Origin of the sequence: Bradyrhizobium sp., from assembly GCF_050014615.1 — a bacterium.
GTDB lineage: Bacteria > Pseudomonadota > Alphaproteobacteria > Rhizobiales > Xanthobacteraceae > Bradyrhizobium.
Map to the genome: position 1 here is coordinate 1 of NZ_JBEKCZ010000159.1, position 12,039 is coordinate 12,039.

The window sequence follows — 12,039 nt, forward strand, 5'->3', positions numbered from 1 at the left end:
AACGGCACCCATATCTGCGAGGTCGAGATCGATCCGGAAACCGGCGTCAGCCGCGTGGTGCGCTACACCACCGTCGATGACGTCGGCGTCGCCATCAATCCGATGCTGGTGACGGGGCAGGTGCATGGCGGCGTGGCCCAGGGCATCGGTCAGGCGCTGTATGAGGGCGTGACCTACGACCCCGAAGGCCAGTTGCTGACCGCGAGCTACCAGGATTATTGCATTCCGCGCGCCGACGACATTCCGCCGATTGAGGTCACGCTGGATGATTCGGCGCCGTGCCGCACCAACCCGCTGGGCGCCAAGGGCTGCGGCGAATCCGGCGCGATCGGCGGTCCGCCCTGCATCACCAATGGCGTGATGGACGCGCTGAGCGAGCTCGGCATCACGTCGATCACCACGCCGCTGTCGCCGCTGAAGGTCTGGCAGGCGATCCAGGAAGCCAAAGCGGCAAAGGTGTAGGGATCTAGACTCCAACCAACCGTTGTCATTCCGGGATGCGCCGTTAGGCGCAGACCCGGAATCTCGAGATTCCGGGTTCGCTCGCTTCGCTCCCGCCCCGGAATGACGGTGTGAAAACCGCATCCTTCTGCTACCTTCCCCAAAAGCCTAACCGGAGAGAATCCAATGCGCAGACTATGGACCGTGCTGGCGGCGCTGGCGACGTTGAGCCTGACCAATTGCGGCTACAACGCCATTCAGACCAATGACGAGCAGGTCAAGTCGAGCTGGTCGGAGGTCCTGAACCAGTACCAGCGCCGCGCCGATCTGGTGCCCAACCTCGTCAATTCGGTGAAGGGGTTTGCGCAGCAGGAAAAAGACGTGCTGCTCGGGGTCACCAACGCCCGCGCCAAGGTCGGCAGCATCCAGGCGACGCCGGAGCTGGTCAACGATCCCGGGGCGTTCGCGAAATTCCAGGCCGCTCAGGGCGAACTCTCCAGCGCGCTGTCGAAACTGCTGGTGGTGACGGAGAATTATCCGCAGCTCAAATCCGACGCGCTGTTTCACGACCTGATGTCGCAGCTCGAAGGCACAGAGAACCGCATCACGGTGGCGCGCAACCGTTATATCAAGGCGGTGCAGGACTATAATGTCGGCATCCGCACCTTCCCGAACAACCTGACCGCGATGGCGTTCGGCTATAAGGAGAAGGCGAACTTCTCGGTCGAGAACGAGAAGGAAATCTCGACCGCGCCGAAGGTGGATTTCAATCCGGCATCGGCGCCCGCAAAGTAGTTTCGACAGACAGATTGGTCCGCGATGATCGCTGCAAGAGCCTCCCTGCTTGCGCTGCTGCTATGCTGGGCCTTCGCGGCTTCGGCCGACGTCGCGGTGCCGCCCTTGTCGGGTCGGGTGGTCGATCAGACCGGCACGCTGTCCAGCGACACCATTGCTTCGCTGACCCAGACCCTGAGAGGGCTGGAGCTGCGGAAAGGCAGCCAGGTCGCGGTGCTGATCGTGCCGACCACGGCGCCGGAGACCATCGAGCAATATTCGATCCGGGTCGCGGAAGCCTGGAAGATCGGGCGCAAGAAGATCGACGACGGCGCCCTTCTCGTCGTCGCCAAGGACGACCGCAAGCTGCGCATCGAGGTCGGATACGGCCTCGAAGGCAGCCTCACCGACGTCACCGCCAGCCGCATCATCTCTGAGATCATCACGCCGAAATTCCGCAGCGGGGATTTTGCCGGCGGGATTTCGGACGGCGTCGAGCGGATTATCGCGGTGATCGACGGCGAGCCGTTGCCGGCGCCGCAGGCCACGCAGAGTTTTAGCGCGCCCGCCCATCTCGACGATCTGATTCCTATTCTCCTCTTCGGTGCTATCATCGTCGGCGGCCTCTCGCGCGCTTTGCTGGGCAGGCTGGTCGGTTCGGTGGCCACCGGTGGCATCATCGGCGTGGTGGCGTGGTTTCTGATCGGATCGCTGGCGCTGTGCGCTATCTCGGCGGTGATTGCTTTCATCTTCACGATGTTTGCCGATAGTGCCACGTCGTCGGGCGGCCGCGGCGGCAGCAGTTGGTCCGGTGGCGGCGGATCGTTTTCCGGGGGCAGCAGTTCGAGCGACAGCGGCGGGTTCAGCGGCGGTGGCGGCAGTTTTGGTGGCGGCGGCGCGTCGGGAAGCTGGTAGATATGGGCATCAAACGCATCGGCAAGCATCTTGTTGAGCACCGCTGGCGGGCACGGCGCACCTTCCCGCCGCAAGTGCTGGCCTCGATCGAGCAGGCGATCAGGGACGGCGAGGCCACGCATTCGGGGCAGGTTCGTTTCGTCGTGGAAGGCGCACTTGATGGTGCGGCACTGTTCAGAGATCAGCCGGCACGCGAACGCGCGCTCGACATCTTTTCGCAATTGCGGATCTGGGATACCGCCCACAACAACGGCGTGCTGATCTACCTGCTGCTGGCCGACCGCAAGGTCGAGATCATCGCCGATCGCGGCATCGACGCCAAGGTCGGCGCCGCGGGCTGGGAAAAAATCTGCCGGTCGATGGAGGCGGATTTCAAGGCGGGAAATTTCGCGGGCGGCGTGATCAAGGGAATTGCGGCGGTCTCACAGAAATTGGCGGCGCATTTTCCCAAACATGGTGCAGGGCCGAACGAACTGCCGGACGCGCCGGTGGTGCTTTAGGAAATATCCGTCATTCCGGGGCGCGCGAAGCGCGAACCCGGAATCCAGAAGTTGTCTGCACGAGATTCCGGGTCTGGTCCTTCGGACCATCCCGGAATGACGTGGTTGAAATTCCCTACGCCTTCACCGAAGGCCGCTCTCCGACGCGGGCAAACCAGGCGGCGATGTTGGTATTGGCAGGATCCAGCGGCTGGCCGACAGTGCCGCCGAAATCGACCCAGCAATACAGCAGGATATCCGCCAGCGTGAAGCGCGTGCCGCAGAGGTATTGCTTGCCCGCGATCTGGCCGTTGAGCCATTGCAGGCGGTTGGCCGCAATCATCTTGAGGCCGGGCGAGGCCTCGGGCGCGCAGGGCACCCGGTTCTGAAAGAATTTCAGGGCTACGCCAAAGCGATAGCCGTTGGCGAGCGGCTCGCAGATGTTGAGATCGACGCGCCGCGTCCACATCCGGCACTCGGCACGCTCTTCCGCGGTGCTCCCGATCATCGGCGGCGTCGGATTTTTCTCTTCGAGATATTCGCAGATCGCAGTGATCTCCGACAGATAGCTGCCGTCATCGAGCTCCAGTGTCGGCATCTGGCCGTGCGGATTGCGCTTGAGATGCTCGGCCTGGCGGTTTTCGCCGCCGCGCAGGTCGACGGTCTGTTTGGGCATTTCGATGCCCTTCTCCGCCATGAACATGCGGACAATGCGTGGGTTCGGTCCGATTGAATCGTAGAGTTTCACCGCTAGCTCCCCCCCAAATGGTATGTTGTGCAGGTATCCTTGTTGATGCTTTTGAGCAGACCGGCCGCGCCCTTGTCAAACCGGTGCGGCGGGCTGAGGCGTCGTCGCGCTTGTCGAAATCGAACAATTGCGCGGCGCCGCCGGCCCCGATGAGTTCGTTAAATTTCCGTAAGCCGGCCGTAGGTAACGATTTGGCAAGCAATGAAAGTTACCAAATGGTCAACCTCTACTGGAGAATTTGACCGTGAGCGAACAGCAAACCGAGCCAACCAGCGGTGAACCCGGTTCCCTCGGTGCCGGGCCGGCCGTTCCCCCTTCATCGGATGTGTCGAGCGAGCCGGTAGCGGCTTTGGTGCAAGAACCAGCCCAAGCATCGGCGGAGGTCGAATCCCCAAACCGAGTGCCGGAGCAGGGCGCAGCCATCGAAGCCCCGGCGCCGGACGCGCCCAAAGCCGACGCTGCCAACGCGCATGCCCCCGAGCCTGATATGGCCAGGGACGACGCGCCGCGCGCGCCCGGCAGGATCATGATCATGTCGTCCGGCGATCGCGCCTGGGCCGGTGACGATTCCGGTTCGGAGCCGCAAGCCGAGCCGGGCCAGGGCCTATTCGGCAAGCGCCGGATCGCCGCGCTCGCCGCGGTGGTGGCGCTGGCGGCACTGGCGGGCGCGTTCGGTGGCGCGCTGGCGACCGCGGGTCTGACGCATCTTGCCGGCGATGATACCGCAATCGGCGACAATCACGCGCTCGACGCGTCGATCGCGCGGATCGATGCCGATATTCTGGCGCTGAAGGCCGGCCTCGAACACACCTCCAAGCTCGGCATGAGCCAGTTCAACAAGACCAGCGACCGCCTCGACAAGGTCGAGAAGGCGCAGGCCGAGCCGGCCGCCAAACTCGCCAAGCTCAGCGAGACCGTGGACAAGCTCCGTGCCGCGCCAGCGGTGGCCCCGGTGCCGGTCGCCGCCGCACCGGCCCCGGCGAAAGAAGTCACCGGCTCGATCACGCCTCCCGCCGCGGCCGCGCAGGCCGCCGCGATCGCGCCCAAGGTTGAAGTGGGCCGGCTGCCGACGGTGGAAGGCTGGATCCTGCGCGATGTCGCCAATGGCGGAGCCCTGATCGAGGGACGGCAGGGCGTCTATGAAGTGTATGCCGGCGATCCCGTACCGGGCCTCGGCCGGGTCGATGCCATTCGCCGCCAGGACGGCCGCTGGGTGGTCGTGACCAGCAAGGGCCTGATCGTCGCGCGCTAAATCACTTCGCTTCACCGCGACGTGAAGCGAGGCTCATCATAACGGCTGCCGCGAGACAGCCGGTCCGCTTTTCGGCTAGTTTCCTGACTAGAAAACCTGTCCGCCAGAGCGCTGAATAAGCCTCGTCGCGCGGTGTTTGTCAGGATATGGCCCGCGTGCGATTTCTCCTTACGATTCCTGTCGCGATTCTTGCCCTGCTGTGTGGCGTTCTGCCGCCGCGATTGGCGCACAGCGCGCCCGTGCTGGAACGTGGCGCGGCGATCACCGATCCCCTGGGTTTACGTGAACTCGACCGCGGCCAATTCGGCCTGTCTCGCATGCTGCTGCCGGCGCGCTCGGCCGATGTGCCGCTGACCGACAGCCAGCTGTTTGCGCTGCCGTCGATGGCACCGGTCCGCAAGGCGCTCGACGCGGAGTTCGAGCGGTACATTCAGGCGCATGGAGCCAGCCTTCCCAACGAGAGCATTGGCGTCGGAACGTCGTTTGACTTTCAATTGTTCGATCGCGCGCTGCTCTATTCGCCGGATACGCGCTTCGTGCTGGCGGGCATCGTCAACCGGATGGATCGCGCCTATGTGTCCGAGGCGAATTGCGGTGAAATCAGGTTGATCTACCGTCTGACGCGCACGGATGTGAAGGCTGGCGATGACAAGCTCTCGCCGCGGCTGCCGATGACGCTCAATCTGGTGCTGAAGGCCAAAAACGAAGGCGCCGTCGACGGCAAGGGCGCAGCCGTGACCTGCGCCGGGATCGCACGCCGCTGGTTGGCGGCCGGCGACTGGCCGCTCACCGGCGCGGAGCTTGCGGCGAAACTGACATCGTCAGATGGTCCGCTGGATTTGATCGGGCCTGAAAACATCGATCGCATCGAGACCAATCTTCAGATCGCCTATGCGCCGAAATCGCCGACGCGCGATTTCCGCACCGACTATCTCCTGAAAGTATTCGGCTACAACGCGCAGACGCAGACTTTCGAGGAAGCGCCGCTGGAAAACCAGATCGATCGCGAGCGCATTCTTGCGGATGCGAAACTCCGGCACGACTTCAAGGCCTGGCTGCTCGACCCCCTGCATTTCAGCGAGCTTGATCGCGGCACGGTTTTGATCCCGCCGGAGTTTCTGGCCAAAGGCGCGATTGCCCCGACCCCGATCGGATTTTCGCCCTCACGCCTGCAGCCGGAATTCGGCCTGGTGCAGGGCGAAGACGGCGCGGCCGATTCCGTCTTCACGGAAAGTGACGTCGTCACGGCCCTGAAAAAGGCGGCGCAGCGCGGCATCGATCTGCACAATATTGCCTCGGTCGCGGGCTTTGAGCGCCGGCTCAACGACATCACCTGCGCCGGCTGCCATCAAACCCGCGGCATCGGCGGCTTTCATTTCCCCGGCGTCGACTGGACGGTGGCTCATCCTTCCAATTCGACCGTGGTACCTGCCTCGCCGCATTTCTTTGGCGACCAGATCAGGCGCCGCGATATTCTCACCTCGCTGCGCGATGGCGAACGTCCGGACTACTCAAGGGGCTTTTCCAGCCGGCCGCAATTGCGCGGCAGCCATGAGCTCGCCGGCACCGAATATGACGACGGCTGGGGCGCGCATTGTTATCTCCAGCGCGCCAGGGCCGCGGATAATGACCGGAGTTTCAAGCCATGGACCTGCGCCGAGGGGCTGGCCTGTCAGGTCGTCGACCAGGCCTCCCGCATGGGCATGTGTTTCGTCAAAACCCGCTAGCTAAATACCAATACCCCGTGCGCCGCCGAGATTGACAGTAAGCTCACCAATCTGTTTCATCGCGGCAACCAGGCTACAATAAATGCCGGGAGGAAATATGGACGACATCATTATTGTCGGGGCCGGCATTGGCGGGCTGACGCTCGGGCTGGCGCTGCACGCGGCGGGGATTCCCTGCCGGATATTCGAGTCGACGGCTGAAATTCGCGCGGTCGGCGTCGGCATCAACCTGCTGCCGCATGCCACCAAGGAACTGGCCGCGCTCGGCGTCGAAGCCGATCTGGCGCGGGCCGCGATCTCGACGCAGGATGCCACTTTCTTCAATCGCTTCGGCCAGCTGATCTATCAGGAAGCGCTCGGCCGCGCCGCCGGCTACGCGCATCCGCAATTCTCGATTCATCGCGGCGACCTGCAGATGATCCTGCTGGAGGCGTTTCGCACGCGCGCCGGAGCGGACCGTATCAGCACCAACCGTCATTGCCTCGCCGTCGAGCAGGACGAGAGCGGTGTGTGCCTGCATTTTTCCGATGGGCCGGATGGTAAAGACCGCAGCACCGTCCGCGGTCGTGTCGCCGTCGCCTGCGACGGCATCAATTCGGCGATCCGCAAGCAGTTTTTCCCGGGCGAAGGCGAGCCGCGCTATTCCGGCGTCAACATGTGGCGCGGGGTGACGCGCTGGAAGCCGATCCTGTCGGGCGCCAGCCTGGTGCGGGCGGGATGGCTGTCGCATGGCAAGATGGTGATCTATCCGATCCGCGCCGCCGACGCGGACGGGTTGCAGCTCGTGAACTGGGTCGCGGAAATCGAGACGCCGGTTTATCGCAAGCGCGACTGGAACCGGCCGGGCTCGCTCGACGATTTCATCGGCGCCTTCGCCGATTGGCATTTCGACTGGCTCGATGTCCCAGCACTCATTCGCGGCGCCGACAGCGTGCTGGAATTTCCGATGGTCGACCAGGACCCGTTGCCGCGCTGGAGTTTCGGGCGGGTGACACTGCTCGGCGATGCCGCCCATCCGATGGTGCCGCGCGGATCCAATGGCGCCGGCCAGGCGATCCTGGACGCGCGGGCGCTGACCTCGGCGCTGCTCGCCGGTGACGATCCGGTCGTCGCGTTGGCCGCCTATGAGACGCAGCGCCTTGAAGCCACGACGCGCATCGTGCTGACCAACCGCTCCAATCCGCCCGACGCGATCCTGCGCGAGGTGTTTGAGCGCACGAACGATCAGCCGTTCGTCAGAATCGACGACGTTATCAGCCGCGACGAGTTGGTCGCGCTGTCCGAGGGCTACAAGCGGATCGCGGGCTATTCGAAGGATGCGTTGCGCGGGTGAGTTAGGCGTTGAGGTCGTCATTGCGAGCCAACGGGTCGCGCGAATGCGCGCCCGATGACAAGCTCCGCGAAGCAATCCACAGGTCCGCAGGAAAGAAAAGCTGGATTGCTTCGTCGCTTGCGCTCCTCGCAATGACGAAAATACCTAGGGGGAATACGTGGCGATTTCTCAAACTGAGGGCCCCAGCGCATCGTCGGTCGATGTCGCCGGATTCATCGACGCGCAACCGGTCGGCGGGTTTCAGATCCGGTTGCTGCTGACCTGCGCGGCGGTGCTGTTTCTCGATGGTTTCGACACCACGGCGATTGGCTATGTCGCGCCGTCGCTGGCCAAAGAATGGGGCCTCACCAAGGGCGCGCTCGGCCCGGTATTCTCGGCGGGCCTGTTCGGGCTGATGATCGGCGCGCTATTGTTCGGACCGCTGGCGGACCGCATCGGGCGCAAGAAGATCATCATCTTCTCAACACTTGCGTTCGGCATCGGCGCGCTGGTCACGGCGTTCGCGAAGGACGTCAACACGCTGCTCGCGATCCGGTTTCTGACCGGCCTTGGTCTCGGCGGCGCGATGCCGAATACGATCGCGCTGACATCGGAGTTCAGTCCGCAGCGCCGGCGCGCCACCATGGTGATGGCGATGTTTTGCGGATTTTCGCTGGGCGCCGCGCTTGGCGGCTTTCTGGCGGCGGGATTGATTCCGCATTTCGGCTGGCGCTCGGTATTTATCGTCGGCGGCGTCGCACCGCTGCTGCTGGTGCCGATGCTGGCGCTGAAACTGCCGGAGTCGGTGCGGTTTCTGGCGCTCACCGGCCGCGCCGATGCGCGCGTCGCGCAACTGCTCGGTCGGATCAACCCGAAGGCGGTGGTTGCCGCGGCCACGCGGTTCGTCGTGCATGAGCCGGAACTGGTCGGGATGCCGGTGCTGCATCTGTTCAGGGCCGGCCGAACCCTGGTCACGCTATTGTTGTGGGTGGTGTTCTTCATGAGCCTGCTCGACCTTTATTTCCTGTCGAACTGGCTGCCCACGGTGCTCAACGATCTCGGCGCCTCGGTGTCGGAAGCCGCCGCGATCGGATCGATGCTGCAGGTCGGCGGCGTGGTTGCCACGTTCGCGCTCGGCTATATCATCGACCGGTTTTCATTTCGCGCGCTGGCGTTGTTGTACTTCATCGCCGTGTTCGCGGTCGGCGCGATCGGCCAGCTCGGCCATTCGGTCGCCCTGGTCTCCATGGCGATCTTCGTCGCCGGGTTTTGCATTGTCGGCGGCCAGATCGCCGCCAATGCGCTCGCGGCGGGGTTTTATCCGACCTCGGTCAGGGCCTCGGGCGTCGGCTGGGCGCTCGGCATCGGCCGCGTCGGCTCGATCGTCGGACCCTTGGTCGGCGGCGCCTTGCTGACGATGAAATGGAGCACCGGGGCGGTATTCGTGGCGGCCGCGGCGGCTGCGCTGTGCGCGGCGCTGGCGGCATTTTCGCTGAGCCGGATTGCGGGCATGGGCGGAAGCGGCAAGGCGACGGCCGAGCGGCCGGTGTCGTTCGAGGCGAGGCTGCATCCGTCGACGCCAGCCGGATCATGATCTAGGATGCGCCGACTGCAACCGTGCAACCCTAGTCCATGATGGGGGATCAGGCGATGAGCGACGCGGACAAGGATCGCAAGACGCGCAATCGCGAGATCGCCGAGAATGAGAGCGCGCGGCAGACCACCGGCGATGTCCGCGTCAGCGTATGGGCGATCGCGGTGGCCGTCCTCATCGGCCTCGCGGCCGTCGGCTGGGTGCTGCTCCACAACAGCTAGGGTGTGGAGTTCGGTCCGACTTCTCACACGTAGTGCGTGAGACGCTTGCCGGGCAACAGATCATAGGGTGACCGCCAGCCGGGCAGGCTGGCGACCCGGGCGAGCCAGGCGCTGATCGCCGGATGACTGACGGCGAAATCGTATCCGGTCTCGTCGACGGGAAACGACAGATAGGCGATCATCGAAAAATCAGCCACCGTCGGCCGGTCCCCGATGGCGAACGCGTTTCGCTGCAAATGTTGCTCCAGGATCGCCAGGAAGTCGTCGAGGCGTTTGCGGAAATAGGTCAGCACATGCGGGTCGGGAGCGGGCGTGAATGTCCGATGATAGCGGTAGGTCGCCATGTAGCCGGTCAGCTTGTGATTGTCCCAGAACAGCCAGCGCAATACTTCGAATTTCTCCGCGGCGGTCTCACCGCCAAACCGGCCGTATTGTTCGGCCAGCTTGAGCAGGATCGGCGCGGTCTGGGTCAGGCGCTCGCCGTCCTCTTCCAGCACCGGAATTTCGCCCATCGGGTTGACGGTCTGCCGCCACTGCGGGGTCCGCGTGACGCCGCCGCCGAAATCGGTCCAGACCGGCTCGAACGTCTGGCCGCACAGCGTCAGCATCAACGCAAGCTTGTAGCTGTTGCCCGATTCCGGGAAATAATGCAGCCGGTAAATCGGCATTACGGTTTCCTTATCGCTTCTTTTGCGCGCCGATGCCGGCCGACTCCAGCGCGCCATTTGGCCTGGTCATGCCACCGCGCCCGCGCTTCGCAATTGCCGGATCGAGGCCTCGTCGTAGCCGGCTTCGCGCAGGATTTCGTCGCTGTGCTCGCCGATTGCAGGCGGATGCCGCGGTTGCACCTTCCTGGCTCCGTCGACCCAGATCGGACTGTTGACGGTCAGCATGGTGTCGCCCTCAAACGGCACCAGCACGTCGTTGTCGAGCATCTGCCGGTCGCCCGGAATGTCGTCGAGGATGCCGACCACGCCGAACACCAGGCCGTTGCCGTCGAGGATCTTGCGCCATTCGGCCAGATCCTTGCCGGCAAAAATCTCGTCGAGGATCCTGATCAATTCCAGCGACCGCGCATGGCGGTCGGGCTTGGTGGCGAATCTCTCATCGGTGACCAGATCCTCCCGTCCGAGGCAGCGCGCCAATGCCGGCCATTGCCGCTCTTCGTTGAGCAGCGAGAGAATCAGCCAGCGCCCGTCCTGGCACTGGTAGTGGTTGGTGACCGCGTTCAGGGCGCGCTCGCGCGGGCGCCGTTCGCCGAATTTCGCGCCGCATAATTTGGCCTGCGCCAGCACCGAGGCGGCCCAGACGCCGTTGGCCATCAGGTTCGAGCTCACATGCGAGCCCTTGCCGGTGCGTTCGCGCTTGTAGAGCGCGGTGACGATCGCGCCGTAAAACGCCATCGCGCAGGGGTGGTCGCCCATGCCGGCGATCGAGCGCGCCGGTGTGGTGTGTTCGTCGGCGCGCACCAGGTCCATCAGGCCCGAGCGCGCCCAATAGGCATTGCTGTCGAAACCGGGCTTGTTGGCTTCCTCGCCCTTTTCGCCGTAGCCGGTGAACGACGCATAGACCAGGCGCGCATTGAGCGGCGCGAGTTTGGCGTAAGTCAGCCCGAGCTTTTCGCGCACGGCGGGCGGAAAATTGGTGATAAAAACGTCCGCCTCTGCGGCGAGGCGGTGCAATACCGTCTGTCCCTCCGGTTTGCTGAGGTCGAGCGCAAGGCTCCTCTTGTTGCGGCCTTCCAGCAGCCACGCGTAATTGTGCGGGCTTGCCGGATAGCCCGGCAAATTCGGCAGGTTGCGATAGGGATCGCCTGATCCGGGCGGCTCGATCTTGATCACCTCCGCGCCGAAATCCGACAGCACGGTAGCGGCCGCGGGGGCCGCGATAAAACTCGCGCAATCCAGAACCTTGAGGCCTTCGAAGATGCCGTCTTCCATAATGGCGTCGCTCCCGTCTTGTTGTTGGTCTTGTGTCTCGCTGGCTTCCGTGGCGTGGAATTTCTGTTCGCGCGTCGGCAGATTTCGGGATGTATTTGACCGATGTTGGCGCCGCGATGCAACGACAAGTTTCGATGTCGCGTCAGCGGGAAGCCCATGCGTTGGTAAGGATCGAAGCCGCTTGCCGTCACGTCCGGACCAGTCGCCTTGCCTATACAAAATGACCCGACACGAGTGAAAGCGAGACCTTCACCAGTGACCCGCCATCCGAATGCCCCGACGAAAACCGGTATCTTTTCTTCCAATCAGCCACTCTTTGTTCTACCGCGTGCGGTTCAACGGCACCTTGTCCTGTCGCTAGGAATTTCTCTAGTTTTTCAAACAGAAGAACCGGCAGAAGTTCACTGAACAAGTCTCCAAGATAGATCGGGAAGAGCTGCGACCGCATCGCGGTTTCGACGCAGAGAACAGTCTTATCAGTGACATCCATCCATTCGATGCCGTGATAGTTATCGGCGTCGTCCATGAACACAAATTGGCACGAGTATGCCTTGGGGAGCCGCCCCTGCTTATGCAGCTGCTTGATGGTAAGGCGCGGCTTTAGCGACAGCCAATGAGGATGAATTTCCTCAACGG

The 12,039-nt window shown here is 63.5% G+C and carries 13 protein-coding genes; 9 read left to right on the forward strand and 4 right to left on the reverse strand.

The features are described from left to right. From ABR948_RS22120 to ABR948_RS22135, 4 genes are all read left to right on the forward strand, one after another. Nucleotides 1-462: xanthine dehydrogenase family protein molybdopterin-binding subunit (locus ABR948_RS22120; RefSeq protein WP_428122059.1), on the forward strand; the 462-nt coding region annotated here is incomplete at its 5' end. A 165-nt stretch (nt 463-627) separates the two neighbouring features. Beyond that, the gene (locus tag ABR948_RS22125; RefSeq protein ID WP_428122061.1) at nt 628-1,236 is read left to right on the forward strand and encodes a LemA family protein; all 609 of its coding nucleotides are present in this window, start codon (nt 628-630) and stop codon (nt 1,234-1,236) included. Nucleotides 1,237-1,260: 24 nt separating this feature from the next. Next, the gene (locus tag ABR948_RS22130) at nt 1,261-2,130 is read left to right on the forward strand and encodes a TPM domain-containing protein (RefSeq protein WP_428122063.1); all 870 of its coding nucleotides are present in this window, start codon (nt 1,261-1,263) and stop codon (nt 2,128-2,130) included. Nucleotides 2,131-2,132: 2 nt separating this feature from the next. Beyond that, nucleotides 2,133-2,630 carry a TPM domain-containing protein gene (locus ABR948_RS22135; RefSeq protein ID WP_428122065.1) on the forward strand — a complete coding sequence of 166 codons (498 nt, stop codon included), beginning with the start codon at nt 2,133-2,135 and terminating at the stop codon, nt 2,628-2,630. 115 nt (nt 2,631-2,745) lie between these two features. On the opposite strand, the gene ABR948_RS22140 is transcribed toward ABR948_RS22135, so the two are convergent. After that, nucleotides 2,746-3,357 (reverse strand): glutathione S-transferase family protein, encoded by a 612-nt coding sequence (locus ABR948_RS22140; protein WP_428122067.1) that lies wholly within the window; start codon nt 3,355-3,357, stop codon nt 2,746-2,748. 487 nt (nt 3,358-3,844) lie between these two features. On the opposite strand from ABR948_RS22140, the gene ABR948_RS22145 reads away from it, so the two are divergent. The 5 genes from ABR948_RS22145 to ABR948_RS22165 all read left to right on the forward strand — a co-directional run bounded on the left by ABR948_RS22145 (nt 3,845) and on the right by ABR948_RS22165 (nt 9,463). Then, nucleotides 3,845-4,609, forward strand: a complete 765-nt coding sequence (locus ABR948_RS22145) for a hypothetical protein (RefSeq protein WP_428122069.1) — start codon at nt 3,845-3,847, stop codon at nt 4,607-4,609. 146 nt (nt 4,610-4,755) lie between these two features. Beyond that, complete coding sequence (locus tag ABR948_RS22150; RefSeq protein WP_428122071.1) at nt 4,756-6,336, forward strand: hypothetical protein; 1,581 nt, start codon at nt 4,756-4,758, stop codon at nt 6,334-6,336. Between the two features lie 97 nt (nt 6,337-6,433). Beyond that, nucleotides 6,434-7,669, forward strand: a complete 1,236-nt coding sequence (locus ABR948_RS22155) for a flavin-dependent oxidoreductase (RefSeq protein WP_428122074.1) — start codon at nt 6,434-6,436, stop codon at nt 7,667-7,669. Between the two features lie 157 nt (nt 7,670-7,826). Next, nucleotides 7,827-9,242 carry an MFS transporter gene (locus tag ABR948_RS22160; protein ID WP_428122076.1) on the forward strand — a complete coding sequence of 472 codons (1,416 nt, stop codon included), beginning with the start codon at nt 7,827-7,829 and terminating at the stop codon, nt 9,240-9,242. A 56-nt stretch (nt 9,243-9,298) separates the two neighbouring features. After that, nucleotides 9,299-9,463, forward strand: a complete 165-nt coding sequence (locus ABR948_RS22165) for a hypothetical protein (RefSeq protein ID WP_428122078.1) — start codon at nt 9,299-9,301, stop codon at nt 9,461-9,463. A gap of 23 nt (nt 9,464-9,486) precedes the next feature. Here the strand turns inward: ABR948_RS22165 and ABR948_RS22170 are convergent, their stop codons facing one another. The 3 genes from ABR948_RS22170 to ABR948_RS22180 form a co-directional block, all read right to left on the reverse strand. After that, complete coding sequence (locus ABR948_RS22170; protein WP_428122081.1) at nt 9,487-10,131, reverse strand: glutathione S-transferase family protein; 645 nt, start codon at nt 10,129-10,131, stop codon at nt 9,487-9,489. A gap of 66 nt (nt 10,132-10,197) precedes the next feature. After that, entirely contained in the window at nt 10,198-11,403 is a 1,206-nt protein-coding gene (locus ABR948_RS22175; RefSeq protein WP_428122083.1) for a CaiB/BaiF CoA transferase family protein, read from the reverse strand. Nucleotides 11,404-11,614: 211 nt separating this feature from the next. Continuing rightward, nucleotides 11,615-12,039 (reverse strand): hypothetical protein (locus ABR948_RS22180; RefSeq protein ID WP_428122086.1); only part of this gene is annotated, 425 nt, incomplete at its 5' end.

Coding starts and splice junctions, on each gene's coding strand:
- ABR948_RS22125 (WP_428122061.1), top strand. CDS start 628: ATGCGCAGACTATGGACCGTGCTGGCGGCGCTGGCGACGTTGAGCCTG.
- ABR948_RS22130 (WP_428122063.1), top strand. CDS start 1,261: ATGATCGCTGCAAGAGCCTCCCTGCTTGCGCTGCTGCTATGCTGGGCC.
- ABR948_RS22135 (WP_428122065.1), top strand. CDS start 2,133: ATGGGCATCAAACGCATCGGCAAGCATCTTGTTGAGCACCGCTGGCGG.
- ABR948_RS22145 (WP_428122069.1), top strand. CDS start 3,845: ATGGCCAGGGACGACGCGCCGCGCGCGCCCGGCAGGATCATGATCATG.
- ABR948_RS22150 (WP_428122071.1), top strand. CDS start 4,756: ATGGCCCGCGTGCGATTTCTCCTTACGATTCCTGTCGCGATTCTTGCC.
- ABR948_RS22155 (WP_428122074.1), top strand. CDS start 6,434: ATGGACGACATCATTATTGTCGGGGCCGGCATTGGCGGGCTGACGCTC.
- ABR948_RS22165 (WP_428122078.1), top strand. CDS start 9,299: ATGAGCGACGCGGACAAGGATCGCAAGACGCGCAATCGCGAGATCGCC.
- ABR948_RS22170 (WP_428122081.1), bottom strand. CDS start 10,131: ATGCCGATTTACCGGCTGCATTATTTCCCGGAATCGGGCAACAGCTAC.
- ABR948_RS22175 (WP_428122083.1), bottom strand. CDS start 11,403: ATGGAAGACGGCATCTTCGAAGGCCTCAAGGTTCTGGATTGCGCGAGT.